The 24,558-nt window shown below is 58.8% G+C and carries 18 protein-coding genes and 1 tRNA gene; 14 read left to right on the top strand and 5 right to left on the bottom strand.

From position 1 onward, the window contains the following. Window positions 1–33 precede the first annotated feature (33 nt). The 6 genes from ACWNMW_RS04155 (at window position 34) to ACWNMW_RS04130 (ending at window position 7,251) form a co-directional block, all read left to right on the top strand. On the top strand, window positions 34–1,119 hold the full coding sequence (locus ACWNMW_RS04155) for a thiamine ABC transporter substrate-binding protein (protein WP_449490131.1): 1,086 nt from the start codon (window positions 34–36) through the stop codon (window positions 1,117–1,119). After that, complete coding sequence (locus tag ACWNMW_RS04150) at window positions 1,116–2,783, top strand: ABC transporter permease (protein WP_449490130.1); 1,668 nt, start codon at window positions 1,116–1,118, stop codon at window positions 2,781–2,783. Before ACWNMW_RS04155 ends, ACWNMW_RS04150 begins: the two co-directional genes overlap by 4 nt. Continuing rightward, entirely contained in the window at window positions 2,780–3,709 is a 930-nt protein-coding gene (locus tag ACWNMW_RS04145) for an ABC transporter ATP-binding protein (RefSeq protein WP_449490129.1), read from the top strand. Before ACWNMW_RS04150 ends, ACWNMW_RS04145 begins: the two co-directional genes overlap by 4 nt. Window positions 3,710–3,718: 9 nt before the next feature. Next, a complete protein-coding gene (locus ACWNMW_RS04140) occupies window positions 3,719–4,453 on the top strand; it encodes a class I SAM-dependent methyltransferase (RefSeq protein WP_449490128.1) in 735 nt (244 codons plus the stop codon). A 27-nt stretch (window positions 4,454–4,480) separates the two neighbouring features. Then, window positions 4,481–6,193: an alpha/beta-hydrolase family protein gene (locus tag ACWNMW_RS04135; protein WP_449490161.1), complete on the top strand. Its 1,713-nt coding sequence runs from the start codon at window positions 4,481–4,483 to the stop codon at window positions 6,191–6,193. 191 nt (window positions 6,194–6,384) lie between these two features. Continuing rightward, window positions 6,385–7,251 carry a Cgl0159 family (beta/alpha)8-fold protein gene (locus tag ACWNMW_RS04130; RefSeq protein ID WP_449490127.1) on the top strand — a complete coding sequence of 289 codons (867 nt, stop codon included), beginning with the start codon at window positions 6,385–6,387 and terminating at the stop codon, window positions 7,249–7,251. Between the two features lie 34 nt (window positions 7,252–7,285). On the opposite strand, the gene ACWNMW_RS04125 is transcribed toward ACWNMW_RS04130, so the two are convergent. Next, entirely contained in the window at window positions 7,286–9,889 is a 2,604-nt protein-coding gene (locus tag ACWNMW_RS04125) for a lysylphosphatidylglycerol synthase transmembrane domain-containing protein (RefSeq protein ID WP_449490126.1), read from the bottom strand. A gap of 98 nt (window positions 9,890–9,987) precedes the next feature. Here ACWNMW_RS04125 and ACWNMW_RS04120 point away from each other — a divergent pair, with 98 nt between their 5' ends. Both ACWNMW_RS04120 and pheA read left to right on the top strand, forming a co-directional pair. Beyond that, window positions 9,988–10,686 (top strand): DedA family protein, encoded by a 699-nt coding sequence (locus ACWNMW_RS04120; RefSeq protein WP_449490125.1) that lies wholly within the window; start codon window positions 9,988–9,990, stop codon window positions 10,684–10,686. Further along, the gene (pheA, locus tag ACWNMW_RS04115; protein WP_449490124.1) at window positions 10,683–11,618 is read left to right on the top strand and encodes a prephenate dehydratase; all 936 of its coding nucleotides are present in this window, start codon (window positions 10,683–10,685) and stop codon (window positions 11,616–11,618) included. The genes ACWNMW_RS04120 and pheA overlap by 4 nt, the downstream gene beginning before the upstream one ends. 206 nt (window positions 11,619–11,824) lie before the next feature. On the opposite strand, the gene ACWNMW_RS04110 is transcribed toward pheA, so the two are convergent. Together ACWNMW_RS04110 and ACWNMW_RS04105 are read right to left on the bottom strand one after the other, a co-directional pair. Further along, window positions 11,825–11,908: transfer RNA gene (locus tag ACWNMW_RS04110), tRNA-Leu, on the bottom strand. A 138-nt stretch (window positions 11,909–12,046) separates the two neighbouring features. Continuing rightward, a complete protein-coding gene (locus ACWNMW_RS04105; RefSeq protein ID WP_449490123.1) occupies window positions 12,047–12,976 on the bottom strand; it encodes a hypothetical protein in 930 nt (309 codons plus the stop codon). A gap of 181 nt (window positions 12,977–13,157) precedes the next feature. Between ACWNMW_RS04105 and ACWNMW_RS04100 the strand changes: the two genes are divergently transcribed. Beyond that, complete coding sequence (locus tag ACWNMW_RS04100; RefSeq protein WP_449490122.1) at window positions 13,158–14,057, top strand: DUF4862 family protein; 900 nt, start codon at window positions 13,158–13,160, stop codon at window positions 14,055–14,057. A 237-nt stretch (window positions 14,058–14,294) separates the two neighbouring features. Here ACWNMW_RS04100 and glmS read toward each other — a convergent pair whose 3' ends face one another. Both glmS and ACWNMW_RS04090 read right to left on the bottom strand, forming a co-directional pair. Continuing rightward, a complete protein-coding gene (gene glmS / locus ACWNMW_RS04095; RefSeq protein WP_449490121.1) occupies window positions 14,295–16,208 on the bottom strand; it encodes a glutamine--fructose-6-phosphate transaminase (isomerizing) in 1,914 nt (637 codons plus the stop codon). Between the two features lie 68 nt (window positions 16,209–16,276). Then, a complete protein-coding gene (locus tag ACWNMW_RS04090; RefSeq protein WP_449490120.1) occupies window positions 16,277–17,494 on the bottom strand; it encodes an ROK family transcriptional regulator in 1,218 nt (405 codons plus the stop codon). A 92-nt stretch (window positions 17,495–17,586) separates the two neighbouring features. On the opposite strand from ACWNMW_RS04090, the gene xylA reads away from it, so the two are divergent. The 5 genes from xylA (at window position 17,587) to ACWNMW_RS04065 (ending at window position 24,554) form a co-directional block, all read left to right on the top strand. Beyond that, a complete protein-coding gene (gene xylA / locus ACWNMW_RS04085; protein WP_299059397.1) occupies window positions 17,587–18,768 on the top strand; it encodes a xylose isomerase in 1,182 nt (393 codons plus the stop codon). Between the two features lie 4 nt (window positions 18,769–18,772). Further along, window positions 18,773–20,152, top strand: coding sequence for a xylulokinase (locus ACWNMW_RS04080; protein ID WP_449490119.1), 1,380 nt, complete (start codon window positions 18,773–18,775; stop codon window positions 20,150–20,152). Then, on the top strand, window positions 20,145–21,371 hold the full coding sequence (locus tag ACWNMW_RS04075; protein WP_449490118.1) for a MalY/PatB family protein: 1,227 nt from the start codon (window positions 20,145–20,147) through the stop codon (window positions 21,369–21,371). The genes ACWNMW_RS04080 and ACWNMW_RS04075 overlap by 8 nt, the downstream gene beginning before the upstream one ends. A gap of 2 nt (window positions 21,372–21,373) precedes the next feature. Beyond that, a complete protein-coding gene (gene nhaC, locus ACWNMW_RS04070; protein ID WP_449490117.1) occupies window positions 21,374–22,831 on the top strand; it encodes a Na+/H+ antiporter NhaC in 1,458 nt (485 codons plus the stop codon). Window positions 22,832–23,207: 376 nt separating this feature from the next. Beyond that, window positions 23,208–24,554, top strand: coding sequence for an O-acetylhomoserine aminocarboxypropyltransferase/cysteine synthase family protein (locus ACWNMW_RS04065; protein WP_449490116.1), 1,347 nt, complete (start codon window positions 23,208–23,210; stop codon window positions 24,552–24,554). The last annotated feature ends 4 nt before the right edge of the window (window positions 24,555–24,558 follow it).

The following is a 24,558-nucleotide window of genomic DNA, read 5'->3' as shown; positions in this document are numbered from 1 at the left end:
CGGTCCAGCCCTCCCACCTGAGCGGAGGAAACAATGTCTACTTTTTCGGCGCACCGTCGCGCTCGTCTCATCGCGTCAAGCGCGATTCTTTTCATTGGGGCCACGTCGATTGCAGCTTGCTCATCAAGCGCAAAGGATTCTTCGACAAGCCAAGGAAGCGCGGCCTCGTCAAGCGGTGAACAAACGGTCACGGTTCTTGCCTACGATTCGTTTGATTTCCCGCAGGAACTCCTCGACAAGTTCCGCGAACAGACCGGGGTCACCGTCAAGATCCAAGCGATTGGCAACGGTGGCGAGCTAGCCAACCAACTCGTCCTCACGAAGGATGCCCCGCTGGGAGACGCGGTATTCGGCCTCGACAACACCGTATCGACGCGCATTGTCGGTCAAGGCGTCATTGCGGACGCATCGATCACCTCGCCCAACTCTGCAGATAACTTTGCGGGAGAACCGGGACTGGTCCCCATCGACCGCGGTGACGTGTGCGTCAATTACGACAAGACCTGGTTCAAGGACCACCAGCTCACTCCTCCCGCAAGCTTTGAGGATCTGGCAAAGCCTGAATACAAGAACATGCTCGTCGCCATGAATCCGGCGTCTTCGACCCCCGGAATGGCATTCATGCTGGCCACTATTGCGAAGTACGGTCCCGATGGTTACGCGAACTACTGGAAGTCCCTCAAGGACAACGGCGTGAAGATCACCGAAGGCTGGTCTCAGGCCTTCAATGTTGACTACAGCGCGGGTGAAGGCAAGGGTAGCTACCCGATGATGGTGTCTTACGGTTCTTCTCCCGCTTACGCGGTCAACGACGCGGGAACCGAGTCTTCGACCGGTGTCATTACCGACACCTGCTTCCGTCAGATTGAATACGCCGGTGTCCTCACGGGCGCAAAGAACCCCGAGGGCGCGAAGAAGTTCATTGAGTTCCTTCTCTCCGACGAGGTGCAGAGCGCGATCTCCAAGGCAACCTACATGCACCCCTACGCGGGTAAAGCTCCCGAGGCGCTGGAGAAGTTCGGTCCGCTGGCTGAAAAGCCCGCACGCGTTGATCCCCAAGAGATTCAGAAGAACTCCGCAACCTGGCTCAAGACCTGGCAAGAAACGGTTCTTGGGTGAAAAATCTGCGACAGCTTGTAGCGAGGGTGGGCGCCGGGGCCGTTGGCCTGGGCGTCCCCCTGGCTTTTCTCACGCTGTTCTTCGCGTGGCCCGCGGCGACGCTCATCGCGAAGGGCTTCGTGGCGCCTAGTGGAGGTCTTGATCTCTCGGGCCTGAGCGAAGTGCTTTCCGCGCCGCGCACGTGGCGCGTCATTGCTCGCACCCTTTGGATGGCCCTCTTGGGCACCTGCGTTTCACTGCTCGTGGGTCTGCCCGGTGCCTACGCGCTCTACTGCTGTCGCTTCCCCGGTCAGCGCGCTCTACGCGCGCTCATCTCCGTTCCCTTCGTTCTCCCAACGGTCGTTGTTGGTGTTGCCTTCCGTTCTCTCCTTGCTCCCCAAGGCTGGCTGGGCTTCCTGAACCTCGATGGGACGCCGACAGCGGTCATTGCGGCCATGGTCTTTTTCAACTACTCGCTGGTCGTACGCAATGTCGGGAGTTTTTGGGCGCAAATCGACGGCCGCCGCGCACAAGTCGCCGCCTGCCTCGGAGCGCGCCCACTGCGAGTATTCACAAGCATTACTTTCCCAACCCTTCTTCCTGCGATCGCCTCGGCAGCTTCCCTGGTCTTCCTGTATTGCGCGACTTCCTTTGGAATCGTCCTGATTTTGGGCGGTTCGAAGCTCACGACCGTCGAGTCCGAGATCTACATGCTCACGACCCAGTACCTGGATCTGCGTAGCGCCTCGGTCTTATCGATCGTCCAGCTTGTCGTGATCGCTGTGTCTCTGATTGTCGCCGAGGCCGCGCGCCGCCGTGGTACTCGAGCAGTCGCCTTAAGGTCCTCGCAGCTGGGGCATCGCGTGCGCCGAGGCGATGTGTGGACGCTTGCTTTGAGCGCCGGCGTGGTCCTTGTGCTGGTTGTGCTTCCCCTTGCTGCGCTTGTGTGGCGTTCCCTCCATCAACGAGGCCGCTTTACCTTCGAGCACTACCTTAAGTTGGCCGATTCCTCCTTCACTCCCGCACTGCGCGTTTCACCCCTCCAAGCGCTGGGGCACTCGCTTCTTGTCGCTCTGGTTGCAATGATGATTGCTTTGAGCGTGGGTGTTTGCGTCGTCCTTCTTGTGACTCGTCATCCGCGTTCACGAGCGGGGCGCGTCGCTCTCTCACTCCTTGAGAGCGCCTTCATGCTGCCCCTGGGAGTCTCTGCAGTCACGGTGGGTTTTGGTTTTCTCATCACCATGAATCGCCCGCCTCTGGATCTGCGGAGCTCGTGGATTCTTGTTCCCTGTGCGCAAGCAGTAGTCGCGCTTCCCTTAGTTGTTCGCTTGATCGCGCCCTCGCTGCGTGCCATTAACCCGCGTTTGCGCGAGGCTGCGGCAAGCCTCGGCGCTAGTGAAGCACGCATTCTGGCGACAATTGATGGCCCCGTGCTTCTTCGTAGCCTTGGCATTGCTGCAGGTTTCGCGATCGCAACATCGCTGGGTGAATTTGGCGCGACGTCCTTCCTGGCCAAGGGCGATTCGGTGACGCTCCCGGTCGTGATATATCGATTAATTTCGCGTCCCGATGCACTGGACCAAGGGGTCGCAATGGCCTCGTGTGTACTGCTTGCGCTCGTGTGTGCGCTGCTCATCACATGCATGGAGTGGCTGCGTCCCGCTGAGATTGGAGAGACGGTATGAGCAAAAACGTTGCCTTGACGTGCAGGAAAGTCAGTGTCGATTACGGGTCTTTTCGCGCGCTTGAAGAAGTGTCTTTCGATGTAAAACCCGGACAAATTACTGCTCTCCTTGGCCCCAGTGGCTGCGGCAAATCCACGCTCTTGCGCGCGATTGCAGGCCTTGAACGACCCAGCGACGGGGATATCGCGTGGGAAGGCGAATCGGTTCTGGACACCCCCACCTATCAACGCGGCTTCGGGCTGATGTTCCAAGATGGGCAGCTTTTCCCCCATCGAAATGTTGAGGGAAATATCGCTTACGGCCTGCGTCATCTTCCACGCGATCAACGCGAGCACAGAGTCGCCGAAGTCCTTGCAATCGTTGGTCTGGAGGGATTTGCTTCGCGCAGCATTGAATCCTTGTCGGGAGGACAGGCGCAGCGAGTAGCCCTCGCTCGCGCACTCGCGCCACGGCCTCGTCTTCTCCTTCTTGACGAACCACTATCCGCACTTGACCGCACCATGCGCGAAAGCCTCTCAGTCGAGTTGCGCGAGATCATTACCGGCGAGGGAATTACGAGTATCTACGTCACTCACGACCAAGACGAGGCCTTCGCCGTCGCCGACCAAATCGGAGTGATGATTCAGGGCAGCCTGCGCCGCATCGACACTCCCGAGGCCGTGTGGGCGAACCCGGGGGATGCAGAAGTCGCGCGTTTCCTGGGTTTTGCGAGCATCGAACTCGAGGGGAGGGCAGGCGCGGATGAGGTCTGGATTGAGATCACCGGAGGGGTATCGCGCCGCGCCCGCGGGTACTATGAAGTGCCCGCTCGCCTCGAAAACGAGGCGGACGGCGAGCCGCGCATTGTGCGTATTCCTTTCGGAAGCCGGGTCCCCGCGGTGGGTGAGCGAGTCAAGGCTCGGGCATCACACGGCATCATCCACTAGGCTTCACTCGTGACCAATCCCTTCCGTCTTGCGACTGACTCCTATGGAGCGGTGCGTCCAAGCTACCCGCGCGCGGCAGTCGAGAAGATCGTGGAAGGGGCCGAGGTCTCGACACTCACGATTGCAGACGTGGGAGCGGGGACGGGCAAACTGACCGCCGCACTCCTTTCTCGCGGAGTGAAGGTCACGGCTATCGAACCAGCCCAGGCAATGCGCGACCAGATGAGGCAGCTTCTAGGAGAGGACGCGAATCTGGAAATTGTCGACGCATGTGGGGAGTCAACGGGGCTTCCTGATTCCAGCGTTGACCGCGCTGTTTTCGCTCAATCGTGGCATTGGATGGATGCGGAAGCAGCAAGCGCGGAGATGTATCGAATCGTACGTCCAGGCGGGAAGCTCATGATCGTGTGGAATCAGCTCGATGTCACGATTCCTTGGGTACACAGGCTCACGCGCATCATGCGCTCGGGAGATGTTCATCGTCCTGATCGGCCGCCCCTTTTGAACTCGCAGTGGTCGCAGCCCGTTTTGGAGCGTTTCGATTGGGAAGACGAGACCACTCCCGAGGAGATTCTCGAGTTGGGGACAACGCGCTCCTCCTATTTGCGCTCGACTCCCGCGGGCAGGGAAAAGATGCAGGCAAACCTGCGTTGGTACCTGTATGAGCATCTGGGATTTGCGCCGCATTCCACTGTGATTCTGCCGTACTTCACTCTTGTATGGACGGCGTATCGGGCACAATAGACATGTAGGACAAGAGGGGGTGACATCATCAATATTTCATTGCTCGGCCTGATCGGCGCGCTGGTCATGTACGGAGTCTCCGTCTCTCCCTCTCTTCTTGCTCGCTCGTGGCAGTGGCACGCGGTAGCATCCGGTGTCCTCACTGCTGCTGGTTACATCCTTGGCCTGACCCTACAACGCCTGTATGCGATTGTTGTCCCCCGATTGGGAGTCCAAATCACTGCTCCGCCCACGGTGGCGCTCGCATTCAGAGTCATTCTCTTCTTTGGTTTCTTCCTGTGGCTGATCCGTTGGTTGGTCCACTCCTATCGCGAGCGTAGGCGAGCCGATGTTCTAGTTGGAATGTCCGGCGAGAACTTGGGCCAGTACCTTCTGGGCACTGCCGGAGCTTTCCTTCTCACCCTTGTCCTTCTTGTCATCGCTTCTGGACTGCAGTGGATTGGGCGCGCTCTTCTTGCTTTCTTCAGCCAATGGCTGCACTACGTTGTTGCACTGTCCATTACTTTGGCGCTCCTCGTCGTCATCGTTTACGGATTGACCTCGCAGGTCATCATCAAGCTGGGCATTAACTTCTTCACCCGTCACGCGCGTCGCATGAACAATCGGACTGCTAAGGGAATCGTGCAGCCCGAGGTCAAGGAACGCTCGGGTTCGCCTTCGTCCTATTCGAGCTGGGAGTCCGTTGGCGGGCAGGGGCGAGTGTTCCTTGGGCGTGGTCCCAGTCGTGCAGATATCGAGGCCGTCGCCGGATGCGCTGCCCAAGAACCGATCCGCGTCTACGCGGGGATGCCCGCGGAAGGGCAAAGCCTCCAGAGCGCAGCCGACCTGGTAGTACGTGAACTTCGCCGAAGCGGGGCATTTGAACGTGCAGTTATTCTGATCGCAACATCGACCGGATCAGGATGGGTTGACGAATGGCAAGTTCAACCATTTGAATACCTGACCTTGGGAAACTGTGCGACGGCGTCCATGCAGTATTCTTTTGTCCCCTCCTCGATTAACTTCCTGACAGATCTGGATGTCTCAGAGGAAGCAGCGGTCATTCTCTTTGAGACAATTCGCCGAGCGGTTGATGAGCTCCCCGAAGAGTCACGACCCGCGCTCTTCGTGTGCGGGGAATCCTTGGGCGCCTACGCCTCGCAGCATGTCTTTTCAGGGATCGTCGATGTTTTGACCCGGACCGACGGTGCACTGTGGGTCGGAACCCCCGCCTTCACCCCCATGCATGCCGAGCTCACCCAAGTGCGTCACCGAGGCAGCCCCCAGGTCGCCCCCGTTGTTGCCAACGGTCGTCACGTTCGTTTTGTCAATGTTCCGGAGAATTTGTGGGCGGACGTGTATGGGCGAGAGCTTGGGCGATGGAACTTCCCGCGAATCGTCTACGCGCAGCACCCCTCCGATCCCGTGGTCTGGTGGAATTCGCAGCTTGCCTGGAACAAGCCCGACTGGATTTCTGAACATGTCGACGGGGACGTGAGTTCACAGATGGTCTACACGCGTCTGGCCACCTACATTCAGGTCCTTGTCGATATGCCCGTTGCGGGCACGGCTCCCGGCGGGCACGGACACACCTACCACGAGGAACTCATCCCCCTGTGGGAAGCAATCCTGGGCCTGCGAAAGAACAGTGAGCATATGGGTTCTCGCTTCGGACTGGATTCAACGTGGATTCAGGCCGACACGCTTGAACGCATCGGCCAGGCGATCCGCGACAATCTGGCCAAATCGGAACGTCAATAGGCGCGCGAAAGGACGCGCGACCCCGCGAAAGTGCCGCCCGGCCTCGCTGCAAATTTTTAGTGCACCGAATTTTGGTGATACTGTGACCGCGACCGCGTCGATGCGGCCGCAACAACAATCTATGGTTTTAACGATGACGACGTCCCCGCCCGCATGGATGCCTGCGCGGATGTGCGGAAAGAAGACGAACGATGAGTGTTGATATCAATCAGATCATCGATATGAGGGTCAATCACCCCGAGCAAATCGGTTTTGTCATGCGTGATCGCGGAATGGGGATCCGTCCCAACGCGAAATTCCTCATGATCGCTGCCGACGACCCCGCTCGTGGAAACTTGGCGGCGGGAGGTAACCCTCGGGCACTGGAAGACCGCTGGGATCTGCTCGACCGTTTGTGCCAGGCCTTCGCCATTGAAGGGGTCAAGGGATGCGTGGGTGCAGCTGATCTTGTCGAAGATCTGACGATCGCTGGAGTCCTCAAGGAAAAGTTCGTCATTGGCTCGATGAACCGAGGCGGCCTAGCTGACTCTTCCTTCGAATTGGACGACGTCATGAGTGGCTATGACATCGCGGGAATCCATGAGTCTCGCTTGGATGGTGGCAAGATGCTGCTCCGCTTGGACTACAGCGATGAGGGCTCGTCCCATACCCTGTCGCGCTGCGCTCGCGGGGTATGCGCGCTCAATGCCTCGGGTCGAATTGCCCTGCTTGAAGCCGTGATTTCAAGCCGCGACGAATCCGGTCGCGTTCGCACCCACCTCGATATGGATTCCATCTGCCTAGCGACTGCGATCGCATCGGGTCTGGGAACAACTTCGGGACTGACATGGCTCATGCTCCCGCTGTGCGAGGACGTGAAGCGTCTTGCCCATGCGACCACTCTTCCCATTGTTTTACGAGTGGATTTCAGTACGGGCGTGGACGCGGTTCGTGATCGCGTTCAAGAAGCACTCTCGTACCCGAACATCATTGGGATCATGGCGGATACCTCGCTGGTGTATCCCAGCGAGGGGAGCGTTGAGGACGCGGTGAAGGCGGCTCTGGAGTTGATCGCCTAACTGCGGCTGCGGCCTCGCACCCCGTGCGAGGTCCTCAGATCAGGTTCCGCTTCTGCATGATCTTCAGTGCAACCCAACCGAAGGGTGCGCGGCCATAGAAGGTCACGAGGCGGTAGATGATTGCGGTCGGCAATGCGATCGACACGGCGATACCGGCTACCTGCAAACCACCGGTGAGCGCGGCCTCGACAGGACCAATTCCACCGGGGGAGGGCACGACCGAACCCAAGGAGTTCGATGCCAAGTAGGTAATCGAGAGGGTCACAAGATTCAGCGACCCGCCCATGGCCTTGAGCGAAGCCCAGAACGCGCCAACGAAACCGATGTTCATGAGCATGTTCCCTGCAAGAACCGCCAGGATGCGCTGGGGCTGGCCGGCAACCCACATGAGGCGCGGATAGACCTGCTTCCACGTGGGTTCGATCTTCGACCAAATAAACTTTCGGACCTTCGGGATCGAAATGCAGATAATCACCACAAGGGCGACAACTGCGACGCCGGCAATGATCGCGCCATAAGGCAGCGATACAGACAGCGAGGAACCGGAGAAGAACAAAACGGTGACGAGCAGTGAAATAGTCACGAGGAACTGTGAAATCTGCTGAAGAGTCACGGTTGTAACCGCAGCGGCTGTGCTCATCTTCTGCTTGGTGAGGAAGCGCAGGTTGAGTGCGGCGGGGCCAATTCCAGCAGGTGCGACCAGAGTGACAATCGAAGCAGCAACCTGAGCAAGAATCGAGTCGCCGAACTTGACCTTCTCTTGGCTGAAAGCGACCAGAGGAACTGCGCCGCCAACCCATGTTGCAGCTGCGAAAGCGAAAGCAATGGCAATCCAGATTGGGTTGGCCTGCTTGACGGCTGCGACGATATCGGAGAAGTTCAAGGAACCCATCAAGATGATGGCCGCGAGTGCAAGAACTGCGAAGGTGATCATCGTCTTGGGGGCGAAACGTTGCAAATTCGCCGGTTGGACGGACTCTTGAGGAGTATCGGCAACGATCTCTTCGCGGAGTTTGTCAAGGAGGTCGCTGCGTCGAAGGCTTGCAGTCACCTCCGAAGGTAGGACAGCCTTTTGCAGTACCGGCGCGCAGCCGACCAAAGCTTCTTCGGAGAGATTTCGTCGCGCCGAGGCCAGCGCTCGGTCCTTTCCGACATAGATCGCAAGCAGGGTGAGCATCTGGGCGACATCGATGCGTTGATTGAGCTCGTTCGTTGCAACCTCGCCCTCATCCCAGTGGATCAGCCATACCTGGGAAGACTCATCCACAACCAGGGAAGAAGGGGCGATGTGGCGGTGACTGATCGCATGGGCGTGCGCGAAGAGCAACTGCTTCCAGGCCTCGTCAAGGATCTCATCGGTGAGTGCATCTGCCTCGGCAAGATCCTTCAAAGAGGCGGTTGGTGGAAGCACACGCATGACGGTCATGATGGAGTCGCCCGCCTGCGCAAGCCCCATGGGTTCGGGCAGATGGACGCCCGCGCGCTTTGCGGAAATGGTGGTCAGCATGGAACGCTCGGCAGCAGCCTTCACAGAGGGGGAGACCCAACGGGAAAGGCCGCGAAGACGGACGTTATTCCACACTTCCAAAAGTGTCCCGGTCATTCCGCGCCCCGGGTCGAGCATGGTGATCTCGTAGGGCACACCATAGATATCCCACACCTGGTAGTGGCGATTGCCGTCAACGGGGGGACGACGCGGAATCGTGTATTCAGCCGAATCGGATGCGTGGGGTTCCGCGTGGAAATGGCCATGTTCTGTTTCGGTGACCAGCCATGTTTCCAGGTTGACCCCCGCAGGAAGAAGATCTGTGCGAATGATGCGTTGGGGCGTGATCCGAATCGAGAGAAGTGCGCGTACGATCTGCCCGCCCGAAGCGCTGCGGTCCTGGAATCCCAAGACAAAGCGCGATGCCGATCCGAAAGTGCGTCCCAAGAGCACGGAGAATACCGCCGAGGGAAGCGTGAGCTGGCCGCGCAAGACCCAAATGACGATGATGACGGCGAGTGCCCAGTATGACCAGCGAATCGTGCGCATGGCCTCGGCCTCGCCTGCCGCAGTGAAGAGTGCAATGAGCGCGATGGCGACCAAGTTGATTGCAATGTACGAGGCCGTTTGCCCGTTTTCTGAATAGGTGACGCTGAGCGGGGCGGTTGCGGTTTCGGGAAGTTGGCGCAGGAGAAGCAGGATTGCGTACGAGGCGACACCTGCGATCACGCTTGTTGTCAGTGCTTCGATTGCTGTGGAGACCTGCCGGCGGAAGAGCAGCATGCCGATCACTGCGATCGGGGTGATAAGAATGGTCAATCCCTCGACCAGAGACAAAGGCATAAGCAGCAGATCGCGAATGACTGTCACGCGTAGGACGTCTTCGGCAACACCTTCGGTTGTTGAGGAGGCGACGAAACCCAGTCCCCACGCCAAGGCGATACCGAGGAGGCAGAAAATGGCCTCGACAAGGTCGGAGCGGCGGCGGCGACGGTAATGAACCCGATCGGCGAAAAAGACCGCCTCGGGAAGTCTTGACTGGCGTACGGGAGCGTGATCGGGGGTGCTTTCTTCGGCCTGCTCGGACGCGGACGCAGGGGGCTGCGGGGCGTCAGTGGCCTCGGACGTGATCAGTTCCTCGGAATTCTCCATGGATGACATCCTATCTGTCTTCTAAAGACCGGTAGGGTTGACTTCGTAACATGCCGTGCACTCTTAAGTGAACGGTGCCCGAGTTTAAGGAAATCTGCATGCTTGCTGCCGTCATGGTCAATGCCTCAGGTCTGGACACCTTCATCAACTGGTTCAAGGACCCCGAAAGCCTGCTGGTCGCTATGGGACCGTGGGTTTTGTGGGGAACAATGCTCATTGTCCTCATCGAATCCGGTGTTCTCTTCCCGGTCCTTCCCGGCGAATCTCTGCTGTTCACTGCGGGTTTGCTCCACGATCGACTGGGGCTACACCTGCCGACACTGATCATCATGGTTGTTGTTGCGGCCTTCATCGGCGCACAGATCGGCTACTTCCTCGGCGCAAAGTGGGGACGCAAGTTCTTCAAGCCGGATGCTCGAGTCTTGAAGACCGAGCACTTGGAGAAGGCTGAGCGATACTTCCGTGACTACGGCGGGCGTTCGCTGGTCATTGGTCGTTTCATCCCCTTCGTTCGTACCTTCATTCCGCTTGCGGCAGGAATGGCACGCTACCCCTACGTGAAGTTCTTGATCTTCAATACCCTGGGTGCCTTGATCTGGGGTGCGGGATTCATCCTCGTTGGCTCGCTGCTGGGTAATGTTCCTTTCGTGCACGACAACCTGACCTTGATCTTGGGTGTCATCATCCTTGTCTCGGTTTTGCCCGTGATCATTGAGATCGTCGGAAAGAAGCGTTCAGGCGAGCAGACTGAGGCCGGTGAAGCCGAGGCCCTCGCGCAGCAGGAGCACGCCGAGTGAGCAAGCTGCGAATCGCATTCCTAGGGCCATTCGGGACTTTTACAGAGCAAGCTCTGCGTCAGATCGCCCCGGAAAACGCTGAGCTTATTCCCCTGACTTCCCCGCCGCTGGCAATGAAAGCGGTACGTGAGGGAAAGGCCGATTGGGCGGTCGTTCCGATCGAAAATTCCATCGAGGGCGGAGTCAACGCGACGCTCGACGCGCTCGCGGACTACCCGCAGCTCGTGATCCGCGCGGAAATGTTGGTTCCCATTACTTTCCACTTGGCTGTCCGCCCTGGGACGCGCGCGGAAGACATTCGGAAGATCGGGACGCACCCGCATGCGTGGGCACAGTGTCGAAACTGGGCCGAGGAAACCTTCCCGGGTGTCGTTCACGTTCCCGCGACTTCAACTGCCGCGGCGGCTGAGACTTTGGGTGCGAGTGAGGGAGCATTTGACGCGGTCTTGTGCAATGCGACCTCGGTTGAGCGCTACGGCTTGGAATCGCTCTTCACGGATGTTGCGGATAATCCGGGTGCCATTACGCGTTTCGTCTGCGTAAGAAGGCCGATTGAAGGCTCCTTGACTGCGCCGACAGGACACGACAAGACAACGATTCAAGTCGCGCTGCCGGTGAACCAGGCGGGGTCGCTCATGCGTCTCCTCGAGCAGTTCTCGGTGCACGACGTGGACCTGTCACGAATCGAATCACGCCCGAGCGGTGATGGCCTGGGTGCCTATACCTTCTCGATCGACATGGTTGGACACATTACTCAAGAGCACATTCAGGCTGCTTTACGAGGCCTGTACCGTGTTTCCCCGGACGTGCGCTTCATGGGGTCCTACCCCAGTTCGACGGTCAATAGCGCGGTTGTTCCTCAAGATGACGAGGATTACCGTCGTGCGCGGACGTGGGTTCGTGAACTCATTGCCGGAGTTTCGCAGGACTGAACGACTGATTTGTGAGGCCGGTTGGCGCTTGAGGCGTCAGCCGGCCTCACAGTTTGGTCAAGCAAGGTACGCATTGCGCCTGCTTTGCGTATGAGGCGGGCTAGGCCTCGGCATGACCCGTGCGGGGCCTCGGGAATCTCAGGTGCGTTACTGTGGGCGCTTTAGGTAAAACAAAAGGACCCAGCTTTCGCTGGGTCCTCACTACGTGCGCGAGGGGGGAGTTGAACCCCCACCCTATCACTAGGACACGGACCTGAACCGTGCGCGTCTGCCTATTCCGCCACTCGCGCGTACGTGGAAACTTTAGGGAATGAGAAACGATAAGTCAAACTGAATGATGAAAGGCGGCGAGCATCACCTTAAGACGCACTGAGACAAGCCTCGCGCAGCTGGTCGCCGGCTGCGCGAGTGGCTTGCTTCTGTTCTATTCACTTCGCGAGGAAGCGCTGGACGAAACTTTCAGGTAGATACAGGTATTTTTCTACATGCCCCATGAAGGTCTCGAAGTCGATCTCTGGATTGCTGAAAAGCTCGTGAAGTTGGGGATTGTCGCCCTGGGTAATAGGACCGAATTCTCCGGTGGGTAAGCAGTAGAAGATATCGCGACTGATCGCGTAGCCGTTGTTATTGCCGAATTCTTCCATGACCGCGAAGCGCATGTAGTCGGCCATCTGGAGTATCTGTCGTGAGATGTCCTCCGGATCGATGGGCGCATAGAGCAGGACGGAGCGCTGCGGAATGGCGAAGAACAATCCGTGGGGGGCATTAATTTGGAGATTGCTTACCAACGCACCAATGTTTGCCGCCTTGCCGGCGATGAATGGTGATTCTCCCAGCAGTTCGGTGAACGGGCCCACCTGTTGCTTCGTATCGATTGGCTCGTTATCGGTGTTGATCTGGCCGTAGTGGAAGAGTTCGTCTACCGAAAGTGGGTATCGAGCAAGACTTTGATCCGTCACCAATGACACGCTGTTCGGGAAATCCAGGTAGAGCGCTGTGGCTAATCCGGCGGTGAATGGGCGAATGTAGGTGATGGGGAGATCTGAGCTCTGTCCGCTCCGGATGATGCGTGTGCGGATTCGCTTGCGAAGTTCATCGGGATCGCTGATCGAGTACTCGGGCATCCGCAGAGTTTCAATCATGAAGGCAACCCAGCGTTCGATTTGCTCTTGATGCTTGACCGGGTCGATGCGCGACAGATCTGACAGGAGGTTTTCGACGTTGAAGTGCATGGTGTCGACGGTCAGAATGTAGCCGTTTGTTTTCGGATCAACCTGGGGAGTGGCATCGATGCCAGCGTCTTCCAAGCGCTTCAAAAGATAGGGAAAAGTACGTTGAATCAGCTCATTACGGTCCATGTGCGTGAGTTTAGCGTTTTTCATATTTGAACGAGCTGGATTGAGACTGGATGAGGACTTGGATGCGGGTCTCCTCTGAGGGTAAATTTGTCTGATGAATATGCTGCGTTTTGCAGCTTGACCTGTCAGACTTATAGGTGCGTGTTCCAACGACGGCGACATTCACAGAAGGATGATCACGATGACAATCCCATTCATTATCGGAGCCTATGCCTCGCATCCCGCCCCGGAACTGCAAGAGGACTATTACAAACTTCTCGCACAGCAACCGTGGATCAGTGGCCTCGAAATGCCCTATCCCGGACAGATCGCCACGGACAACGAACTTCTTGCCGGCCTACTCGCCGCGAACTGGGATTTCAACACCATCACCGCCATCCCCGGCACCATGCAAAACGTCGGCAAAGACGCCACCTTCGGCTTGGCCTCGCCAGATAGGGACGGTCGCGAGGCTGCGCTGGCTTTCACCCGCCAGCTGCGCGAGGACCTGGGCAAGTTGTGTGAGCATGCTGATCGTCATGTGGTGACGCGCATTGAAGTGCACTCGGCACCCACTCGGACCGCGGAAGGGGACGCGTTCAGGCGATCTCTGGAAGTTCTACGCGAATGGGACTGGTACGGTGCGAAGCTCGTGATTGAGCATTGCGACCGCTTTATCACCGAGCAAAAACCGGAAAAGGGATTCCTCTCGATCGACGAAGAAATCCAGATCGCCGCCGAGTTTGAGGTCGGTGTCCTGATTAACTGGGGACGCTCAGTTCTAGAAGAACGCAGTGCCGATGCTGCCTACGATCACATTGTTGCGGCCGGGAAGCGCGGGGTTCTAGATGGCGTCATCTTCTCTGGAGCGGGTCCGGAAGAAACTCAGTACGGCTATGCCTGGATTGATGGGCACCTGCCCGGCCAGACCGATGAACCGGCATCGCTCATGAGTAACACCGAGATTCAGCGTTGCGCACAGGCCGCAATCGAAGGTGGATGCAACTATCTGGGTGCGAAGATGTGCGTGCCCAAAGACGCAAGCTTGGAGGAGCGCCTCGCGATGCTGACCCACGTCTACAAGGCGTGCGAGCTTCACTAACAGTGCTTGCCTAAGCGCTCGTTGAATTATTGGCCCCCGGAATATCCGCCCGGAATATCCGCCGCGGACAAAGTGCGTCAATGTGTGGGCATAGCGCACCTATTTCACGCCTATCCTTCGAGCTATGACGCACTTTGTCCGGTGGAGAGGTCGTCAAAGCAGAAAACGGCGTTCGTCTGCTTCGTGCTGAAGTCGCAGCCGCTGCTTCGCGCTGAAGTTGCAGCCGCGCAGCTGGTCCTACTCCACGGTGACTGACTTGGCGAGGTTTCGAGGCTGATCAACATCCAGCCCCTTCGCCGCCGCAAGCTCGCACGCAAAAATCTGCAGCGGAACAATTGTCAGCAGCGGCGCATATAGTGTCGGAACGGGAGGTACGCGGAAGACAACTTCAGCGAACTCCTCAACCGATGCATCGCCTTCCTCTGCGATGACAATGGTCCTGGCTCCGCGCGCGCGGACCTCTTGGATGTTTGCCAAGACCTTTGCGTGCAGTTCGGGGCGGCGCGGAGTTGGCACAATAACCACAACCGGCTGGCCCTCATCCACCAGAGCAATCGGCCCGTGCTTGAGTTCGCCGGCCGCAAAGCCCTCTGCGTGGATGTAGCAGATTTCCTTGAGCTTGAGCGCACCCTCAAGTGCGACGGGGTAACCCACGTGCCGCCCCAAGTAGATCACCGAGGTCGCATCCTTCATGGTGCGTGCGAATTGGCGAACGCTCTCTCCGCTGTCCAAAACCTTCTGAATCGCCTCGGGAAGGCGCGCCAGTTTCTCCATGTAGTCAGCGATTTCGTCGGCGTACTTGTTCCCGCGAACCTGCGCCAAATACAGGCCGAGGATGTAGCACGCCGTCACCTGCGATGTGAAAGCCTTCGTTGAGGCAACCGCAATTTCAGGCCCAGCATGGGTGAGGATGACGGCATCGGACTCGCGTGAAATAGTCGAACCGGGAGTGTTGACGATTGCGACGACCTTCGCCCCCTGTTCGCGGGCGTGGCGGATCGCCTGGATCGTATCCATCGTTTCGCCGCTCTGAGAAATCGCGACAACCAGGGTCTTCTCGCCAACGACCGGATCGCGGTAGCGGAATTCGCTGGAGAGTTCGACCTCGACGGGGATACGGCACCAGTGCTCAATCGCGTAACGTGCAACCTGCCCCGCATAGGAGGCAGTTCCGCAGCCAATCATGATGATCTTGTCGATCCCGCGCAGGACGTGCTCGGGGATGCGGATCTCGTCCAAAGCCAAGTGCTCGTGCGAGTCCATGCGATCGGCAAGAGTATCAGCCACGCCTCGAGGTTGTTCGTGGATTTCCTTCTCCATGAAGGTCGGCCATCCGCCCTTGGTCGCGCGATCCGCGGAAAAATCAACCTCGTATTCCTTCAGAGGAACCGGGTGCCCATCCGCGCCGACGACCGTTACAGCGGAAGCGCTCACGACAACGAGTTGATCTTGGCCGATTTCCACCGCGCGATTCGTGTGCTCGATAAAAGCAAGGACATCCGAGCCGAGGAAGTTCTCTCCCTCACCCAGGCCAATAACCAGCGGCGAAGACCTGCGCGCTGCAACGATGACATTGGGAGATTCGGTGGACAGCGCGAGCAGAGTAAAAGTTCCCTCGAGCTCGGCGGTTACTTCCCGCATGGCAACGACCAAGCGTCGCGCGACGGCCTCGTCAGTGCCACTCAGCCCCGCAATTTCTTCCGTGTACGAGGCCGCATCTGCCTGATCGTAGGCGCGCGCAAGCAGGTGCACGACCACTTCCGTATCGGTTTCCGAGGCAAAAACCGCGCCTTGTGCGCGCAGCCGGGTGCGCAGTTTGTCCGCGTTTTCGATGATTCCATTGTGGACAAGCGCGAAGCGTCCGTCGGGGCTGACGTGGGGGTGAGCGTTTGTAACCGTTGGGCGCCCGTGAGTCGCCCAACGGGTGTGCCCGATCCCGGCGTAAGCATCGGCTGGCGAATCCTCATCCACGGCCTCGCGCAGGTTGACCAGCTTGCCGACGGCCTTAATAACGTCCAGTTCTCCCGGACGCGCCAAGGCGATTCCTGCAGAGTCATATCCGCGGTATTCCAGGCGTGAGAGGCCATCGAGGACGACCTGACGGCTTCGCTGAGAGGCTTGACATGCGACGTGTCCAACAATTCCACACATAGTTTCATTGCAGCACAGGAGTCTTGTCGCCGCTTCGTGGGCAGCTATGTAGCGCCTGTGAATCCTACCTAGAATGCACCGTCTTTCCAGTGAATCGGATCGTCCAAAATTCTCTCGAGAATCTGGAACGCCCCGCCGCGCAGGGAAAGGTCCTCGGACGAGGGAAGGATGTCGATAGCGGGTGCATACCAGGGAGCTTGGAGGACGCGAGTTTCCAGTTCCTCGTGCAGCGTTGGCAGTAAGTAGAGGGCAGTCTCGGCGACGAGGCCGCCCAAATAGACCTGAGAAATATCGACGGTGTTGACGACGCCGGCTATAGCCTGCCCCAGAGCATGACCGGCATTGGCAAGAGCATCTTGGGCCTTCGCGCTGTGTCCGGCAAGCTGGGTGAGCTCGCGGGCGCTTGATTCGTCTTCCAAACCTGCTGCCCGGCACAGTGCCTTGAGACCAGCAATGGTTTCCAGGCATCCGCGCGCTCCGCAGGAGCAGACGTTTCCTTGGGGTTCAACGCAAATGTGCCCGATTTCGCCAGACCAGCCGTGAGCTCCGCTCAGTGGCTGATGGTTGATGACGAGGCCACCACCGATGCCAACTTCTCCGGAGACATAGATGAAAGATGCGGGTCCCTCGGGGACGCCAGGGCGGGGGTGAGCGACCGCGAAGGCCGCCAAATCGGCCTCGTTCGCAATGAGGGTGACGTGGAGGTCGTGGAGGGGGTGGGTGAGCTCGTCGAAGGGGATGTTCTTCCAGCCGAGGTTTGGCGCGGTGACTAGGGTGTCGCCAGAGACGAGGCCGGGGAGAGCAAGCGCGCTGCCCAGGAATGTCGTGCCTTCTTCACGTCCCTCGCGTAGGACGCGTCTGCCCATGCGGGCCAGTTTGCGCAGGGTTGCCTGCGGATCGGAACCCGAAAAATCGCCCTCAAGTGTCTCTCGAGCAAGGACGTTGCCGCTGAGGTCGACAAGGTATGCGCCAAGAACCGAGATATTCACCTGCAGTCCCAGGGCGATGACGGTTCCCGAGGCGGGGGAGAGGACGCTTGTGGGTCGGCCTCGTCCGCCGGTGGAGAGTTTATCGTCGCTTTCTTCGACGAGGCCGGTGGCGATGAGTTCATCGACCAGACGTGACATCGTTGCGCGTGAAATTCCGGTTTGAGCAGCGATCCCTGCACGGTTGATTGCGCCGGGATTGGCCAGAATGTGGCGCAATGCCAGTGAAAGATTGTGTGCACGCAGATTTTGGTTTGTGGCGCCAGAATGTGGGCTTTGCGTGCGAACTGTGTTGGCCATGTCTTGACTCTATCGCATCTTATGGATTATGTTATGAGGCATAACAAAAACGTGCATATTTTTGCACAGCTTAAAACCTGGAAGGTCATGCTATGGCGCATACACCTCGACCCGAAGATCGCTTCTCTTTCGGCCTGTGGACCGTGGGATGGAACGCGGTTGATCCCTTTGGAACCGGCACCCGAGCCGTCCTCGATCCGTGGGAATACACGGCAAAACTCGCAGAAATCGGCGCCTGGGGCATTACATTCCATGACAATGATGTCTTCGACTTCGATGCCTCGGACTCGGAGCGCCATGAGCGAGTCATGCACGTCAAGGAAGTTGCCGACGCAGCCGGACTCGTCATCGAAATGGTGACAACCAATACCTTCACCCACCCGGTGTTTAAAGATGGCGGATTGACGAATAATGACCGTGAGATCCGCCGCTTTGGCCTGCGAAAGATCTTGCGTAACGTCGACCTCGCAGCAGAACTCGGCGCAACAACCTTCGTCATGTGGGGCGGACGCGAAGGCGCAGAATACGACTCTTCCAAGGATCTCAACGCCGCATTCGACCGCTACCGCGAAGGCCTCGATACCGTCGCCGCCTACATCAAGTCCCGCGGCTACAACCTCCGCATCGGCCTGGAACCCAAGCCCAATGAACCCCGAGGCGATATCTTCCTTCCCACCGTCGGTCACGCTTTGGCCCTGATCGCTCAGCTTGACAACGGTGACGTCGTCGGATTGAACCCCGAAACCGGACACGAACAAATGGCCGGCCTGAACTACACGCACGCCTTGGCTCAGGCGCTCAACGCCGGAAAACTCTTCCACATCGACCTCAACGGACAATCCGGTCTGAAGTACGACCAAGACAAGGCATTCGGACACGGCGACCTTGCCAGCGCTTTCTTCACCGTCGATCTGCTTGAGAACGGCTTCCCCGGGGGAGGACCTCGCTACGAAGGGCCTCGTCACTTCGACTACAAGCCCAGCCGAACCGAGGGCATGGAAGGCGTGTGGGAATCCGCGCGTGCAAATATGGAGATGTACCTTCGTTTAGCGGAGAAGGCACGCGAATTCCGCGCCGATCCGCTCACCCAAGAACTCATGGAAGCAGCCTCTGTCGCCGAGCTGGCAACTCCCACGCTCGCACCCGGTGAAAGCATTGACGACTTCCTTGCTGACCGCAGTGCCTTCGAGGATTTCGACGCCGAAGCAAAGGGCGCTCGCGAGTACCACTACGTTGAGCTCTACCAGCAGGCCATGCGCCACCTGATCGGCTGAGACCATGAGTGAGAGCAGGCCATTCGTCGCTGGAGTCGACTCCTCCACTCAATCGTGCAAAGTTGTCATCTGCGATCCGGTCACCGGCAGGATCGTCCGCGAAGGTCGCGCCTCGCACCCCGAGGGAAGCGAAGTTGACCCCCAGGCGTGGTGGGATGCTTTCCTCGAGGCCGTGCGCGCGGCTGGCGGCTTGGACGACGTGCGTGCGCTCAGCGTGGGTGGGCAACAACACGGAATGGTCTGCTTGGACGAGCGTGGCGAGGTCATCCGCCCGGCGCTTTTGTGGAACGATACCCGAAGCGCCGGTGCGGCCGAGGACCTCACCTGCGAACGAGGCGATGGCGACCGTGAGCGCGGTGCTCGCTGGTGGGCCCGCGCCACGGGCCTCGTTCCCGTCGCCTCTTTTACGGTCACGAAACTGCGCTGGGTCGCAGACAATGAGCCGGAAAATGCGCGAAAGATTGCGGCAATCTGCCTGCCTCACGACTGGCTGAGTTGGAAAATCCGCGGCGGTTTTGACGCTGTCGGATTGGAAGGATTGTGCACCGACCGCTCCGACGCCTCGGGAACGGGCTACATGGACCGGGCTGACGCGGCCTACAGACGCGAAATCTTGGCCCAGGCCCTGCGAATCTCTGTGGAAGAAGCAGAGGAAATCATCCTGCCGAAAATCTGCAAGCCCCTTGAGGCCATGGGATTTGGAGATCCAGCGCAAGGATGGGGCGAAATCGCAATCGGCCCAGGGTGTGGGGACAATGCTGGGGCTGCGCTCGGTGTCGGCCTCGGTGTTGGCCAGGCTCTGCTCTCACTTGGAACTTCTGGCGTTGTTGCCGTTGTTAGCGAAACTCCCGTCGAAGACCCCAGCGGTCAAGTCGCCGGCTTTGCTGACGCCAGTGGGCACTGGCTTCCCCTCGCGTGCACGCTCAACGCTTCGCGAATCCTCGATGCGGTCGGGGCGATGAGTGGCCTCGGCTATGAGGAGCTGGACGAGGCGGCACTATCGGTTCCCGACGCGGGAGGGCTGCGCCTCGTGCCGTATTTCGAAGGCGAACGTACGCCGAACCTGCCTGATGCCACCGCCCGATTGGAAGGAATGACGCTCAAGAACTCGACGCGCGCTCACCTTGCTCGCGCCGGTGTCGAGGGCCTGCTGACCCACATGCGTTTCGCGCTCGAATGCGTGCGTGAGCTGGGTGTTCCGATCGAGAAAGTGCTCGTTGTCGGTGGGGGAGCGCGCTCGCGGGCAGTGCAGAGCTTGGCGCCCGAATTCTTGGAGGTGCCCGTTGAATTTCCCGAGGCGGCAGAATACGTCGCCCTGGGGGCCGCAAGGCAGGCGGGTGCGCTGGACCACTGTGCGAATCAGACGGACGGTTTAGATGTTTGACACAACGATCAACCGCTGGGGGACACATAGCGCGAAGTGGGATTTGCTGGCGGCACACCTTGGTGACGATGCGCTATCGCTGTCGGTTGCGGACATGGAGTTCGCGACCTGCCCGGAAGTGTCGCGCGCGATTGAGGATGCGTGTGCGGAGGGGATTTTCGGTTACACGGAGGTCTTCGATGATTTCCGCGAGGCAGCAGCCCGCTGGCAGGAGCGTCGCCACGGGTGGGCACTCAATCCAAGGGATGTGCACTTCTTCCCGCGTATCGTCCAATGCGTGTCCGCCCTGTGCTCGATCGTCCTGCCGAGGTCTCTTGGACGTCCACCTCGCGTGGTGACCCTGGATCCGGCGTACGGGCCGATCAACGAGGTTGTGGAGCGCGCCGGATGCGAGCTGCGCCGGGTGCCCCTCGACCTGTCGGGCGAGACGCCGCAGATTCCCGAGGAATTGTTCGCCCGCGCGATGCAAAATGCCGACCTACTGCTCTGGTGCAGCCCGCACAACCCAACGGGGCGCGTGTGGAGCGAAGGTGAAATGGATATGGTCGCCTCCCTTGCACTTGAGGGAGACGTGCTGGTGCTCTCCGACGATATTCACGCGGATTTCCAGCGACCGGGTAAGAACCGATACCAGCCACTTGCGGCCATCGCGCCTCGCCTGTGGGAATCGGGGCGCCTCATTCAGTGCATGTCCCCCGGAAAAACCTTCAATACAGCAGGTTTGGAGGCATCGGCGATTGCGGTGCGCGGTGAACTCGGTGAGCGCCTCGAAGAAGCCAAACGCCTCATGGGACTGCACAATCCGAATTTCTTCGCGATTCCCGCGACTATTGCCGCGTGGAACCTGGGCGAGGCGTGGGTGGATGAGCTGCGTGCTCGGATCGACTCGAACCTGCGCGTGGCCGTGGACTACCTGCGCCGAGCGCTGCCCCAGGCCCGCGTCGTTGATCCCGACGGCACGTACCTGGTGTGGGTAGATGCCCGCGCGTACCTGGCCTCAGCTTCTTCCCTTAACGAGGCCGTGGCCGCCTCCCGGGTCGCGGTGTCCCCTGGTGAGGACTTCGGGGCATCTTACGAAGGGTTTTTCCGTATCAACGTCGCGCTTCCTGAGCGTGACCTGATGCGGGCTATTGAGCGTTTATGCAAGGCAATTACGGCACTTGCACCGGACTCAGCAGACGCGCACAGTCGCGTGGTCGCAACAACAAGAAAGGATTGACGATGTCAATCACCACATCGGAGAAGCGGGCTCACCGCACTCCATCTCTCCTGGTCGCGGCAATTCCCGCGGTCACGCTGATCGTCCTTCTGGGCGGCGGCTACATTGCGGCGAGCCTCCCGGTGGAGCCGCTGCTTATCGCATCGTCCGTGGTTGCTGGCATTGTTGCCATTGCCTTGGGCTACACGTGGGATGAGATCATCGGCGCGATCGCCGAAAAGATCGCGAAGACTATGCCAGCCGTTCTCATTCTGATTGTTGTTGGTGCCTTGATCGGTACCTGGATGGCGGGCGGTACGATCCCGATGCTCATCTACTACGGCCTAAAGATCATTAACCCGAAGTTCCTGGCTCTTATTGCGCTGGTCGTCACGGCCATTGTGTCTTTGTGTACCGGTACGTCCTGGGGTTCTGCGGGAACGGTTGGTGTCGCTTTCATGGGCGTTGCAGTCGGAATGGACGCGAATCTGCCGATGGTGGCTGGCGCGATTGTGGCGGGTGCTTACTTTGGTGACAAGCTCTCTCCGCTGTCGGATACGACCAACATTGCCTCGCTGGCGACGGGTGTCAACCTGTTTACTCACATTCGTCACCTCATGTGGACAACAGTTCCGGCCTTCCTCACCTCCGCAGTTGTATACCTGATTTTCGGCCTTCAGTCTTCCGGTGGCACTGTGCCCGAGAAAGTGAACACAATCCTGGCGACCCTCGATTCTGCGTTTAATTGGAACCTGTTTCTGCTGGTACCGGTCTTAGTCGTCCTGGTTGGCTCGGTAATGAAGTTCCCAACCGTGCCAGTCATGCTGGTGTCTTGCGCAACCGCCATCTTCAATGCGGTCGTCTTCCAGGGTGTCTCCTTCGCTAACTCGGTTGTGGCATCCGTGGATGGCTTCACCGTCGATATGGTTGGTAAAGCTGGTTTTCAAGCTGATTCCGTCATCAAAGATGTGACGCGCCTGTTGGAGCGCGGCGGTATGAACTCGATGATGAGCGTCCTTCTGATCTGTTTCTGTGCGATTGCCTTCGCTGGCACTGTGTCTGTGTCTGGATCACTGGATGTACTGATTTCGAGACTGCTGGCTCCCGTGAAGTCAACATTTGCACTGATCGCATCGACGATCGTCACGGGCTTGGCGGTTATCGGCATTACCTCAAATGGTCAGGTATCTCTACTGATCCCGGGTGAAATGCTGCGTGGCGAGTACATTAAGCGTGGCCTGCACCCGAAGAACCTGTCACGAACCATTGAGGATGCTGCGACCGTGTGGGAGCCGATCTTGCCCTGGACGTCTGCGGGCGCCTATATGGCTGGAACACTGGGCGTCGCCACTCTGTCCTACATGCCGTGGGCGATTTCAAACTGGATCGCCATCTTCTTCGCTCTTCTGTGGGCGGCAACGGGCATTGGTATTGCCAAGCTGACACCGGAAGAACAGAAGGCGCTCGAAGCAGAGGGCTGAGCATTCAGAAAATTAGTGGGGGCTCCCGAAGGGGAGTCCCCACTTTAGTGTTGGTGGTTTGCGAGCTAAAAATAATTATTCGTGAACAAGAAGGACCGCCGCGCGGCCTGTTACATTCGCCCACGATATGAACATGCCGCGCGTGGCCCGCGCCTGGGCCATAGAATGAAGCTATGTTCCAACGAATGCGTAGCTGACCCACGCGTCAGCTTTTGACCAGACCTACTGATGGCTAGAGATTACTCGCCCGGGTCGTACGTCTTTGCGTTGGAAACTGCCGCAATCGCCGAATCGTGAGCGCAGCGGCTCGACCCCCTCAGCCATCGCCTCTCCTCACGTCACAAGAATCAAAAACGTGAACACAAGGAGAGAAACAATGGGCGCAATTGAAGCAACAGACACTGAATACCAGAACTCTTGGGCATTCGAAACCAAGCAAATTCACGCAGGTTGGGACCGCGATCCCCAAACCGGTGCAACTTCCATCCCGATTCTTCAAACAACCTCATTCGCCTTTGACTCCGCGGAACGAGCCGCAGCCCGTTTCGCCCTGCAAGAGCTTGGCCCCATCTACACTCGCCTGGGCAACCCGACCAATGATTACGTCGAGGCCCGAATCGCTGCCCTCGAAGGCGGCGTTGGCGCGCTCCTGACATCCTCAGGCCAGTCCGCAATTACCCTTGCGGTTCTCAACCTGGCATCTGCCGGAAATAACATTGTTGCTTCGCCTTCCCTTTACGGCGGTTCAACATCGCTGCTCAACAACACCCTGCGTCGCCTCGGAATCGATGCCCGCTTCGTGAGCGATCCCTACGATGTCGAGGAATGGCTGTCTCTGGCCGACGAAAACACCGTTGCCTTCTACGGTGAAACCATCCCCAACCCCAAGGGCGATATCTTCGATATCGAGAAAATTGCGCAGGCCGCACACTCTGTCGGTGTTCCCCTGATCGTCGACAACACTGTCGCGACCCCCTACCTGACCAGGCCCATCGAGTGGGGTGCCGATATCGTCATCCACTCAGCAACCAAGTACTTGGGCGGCCATGGCACCGCGATCTCGGGAGTGATCGTCGATGCCGGTAACTTCGACTACACGAAGGACCCCAAGCGTTTCCCCGGTTTTAACGAACCCGAATCCTCCTACGCGGGCCTCGTTTTCGGACACGACTTGGGCGCCGAAAAACTCGGAGCAAACCTCTCCTACATCATTCGCGCACGTGCAATCGGCCTGCGAGATGTCGGCTGTGCGCCCTCGCCCTTCAACTCCTTCCTTATCGAGCAGGGCATCCAAACGCTCTCGCTTCGCGTCGAGCGCCACGTTGACAACGCGCTGAAAGTTGCGAAGTTCCTCGAATCGCACCCGCAGGTCGAGTCCGTGAACTACGCGGGCCTCGAGTCCTCGCCCTATTACGAGCTCCACCAGAAGTACAACCCTCGCGGTGCCGGCGGCCTGCTCTCCTTCGTCATCAAGGGAGGCCTGGAGGCTGGAACCTCATTTGCGACCTCGCTCAAGCTTCTCCCGACCGTCGCCAATATCGGTGACGCGAAGTCCCTAGTCATTCACCCCGCATCCACCACGCATTCCCAACTCAGCGAGTCCCAGCTGCGCGCTGCGGGAATTGAACCCGGAACCGTCCGCCTGTCCATTGGCATTGAGAACGTCAACGACATCATTGCCGACCTAGTCCAAGGATTCGAGGCCGTCGCCCACCTGGCCTGACACT

It is taken from the genome of Actinomyces sp. Marseille-QA0893 (assembly GCF_976954355.1).
This window is presented reverse-complemented; position numbering and strand designations above follow the sequence as displayed.

Bases quoted from the DNA above. Each gene is read 5' to 3' on its own strand.
- ACWNMW_RS04155 (WP_449490131.1), top strand. From the start codon at position 34: ATGTCTACTTTTTCGGCGCACCGTCGCGCTCGTCTCATCGCGTCAAGC.
- ACWNMW_RS04145 (WP_449490129.1), top strand. From the start codon at position 2,780: ATGAGCAAAAACGTTGCCTTGACGTGCAGGAAAGTCAGTGTCGATTAC.
- ACWNMW_RS04130 (WP_449490127.1), top strand. From the start codon at position 6,385: ATGAGTGTTGATATCAATCAGATCATCGATATGAGGGTCAATCACCCC.
- ACWNMW_RS04125 (WP_449490126.1), bottom strand. From the start codon at position 9,889: ATGGAGAATTCCGAGGAACTGATCACGTCCGAGGCCACTGACGCCCCG.
- ACWNMW_RS04120 (WP_449490125.1), top strand. From the start codon at position 9,988: ATGCTTGCTGCCGTCATGGTCAATGCCTCAGGTCTGGACACCTTCATC.
- ACWNMW_RS04105 (WP_449490123.1), bottom strand. From the start codon at position 12,976: ATGGACCGTAATGAGCTGATTCAACGTACTTTTCCCTATCTTTTGAAG.
- ACWNMW_RS04100 (WP_449490122.1), top strand. From the start codon at position 13,158: ATGACAATCCCATTCATTATCGGAGCCTATGCCTCGCATCCCGCCCCG.
- glmS (WP_449490121.1), bottom strand. From the start codon at position 16,208: ATGTGTGGAATTGTTGGACACGTCGCATGTCAAGCCTCTCAGCGAAGC.
- ACWNMW_RS04090 (WP_449490120.1), bottom strand. From the start codon at position 17,494: ATGGCCAACACAGTTCGCACGCAAAGCCCACATTCTGGCGCCACAAAC.
- xylA (WP_299059397.1), top strand. From the start codon at position 17,587: ATGGCGCATACACCTCGACCCGAAGATCGCTTCTCTTTCGGCCTGTGG.
- ACWNMW_RS04080 (WP_449490119.1), top strand. From the start codon at position 18,773: ATGAGTGAGAGCAGGCCATTCGTCGCTGGAGTCGACTCCTCCACTCAA.
- ACWNMW_RS04075 (WP_449490118.1), top strand. From the start codon at position 20,145: ATGTTTGACACAACGATCAACCGCTGGGGGACACATAGCGCGAAGTGG.
- nhaC (WP_449490117.1), top strand. From the start codon at position 21,374: ATGTCAATCACCACATCGGAGAAGCGGGCTCACCGCACTCCATCTCTC.
- ACWNMW_RS04065 (WP_449490116.1), top strand. From the start codon at position 23,208: ATGGGCGCAATTGAAGCAACAGACACTGAATACCAGAACTCTTGGGCA.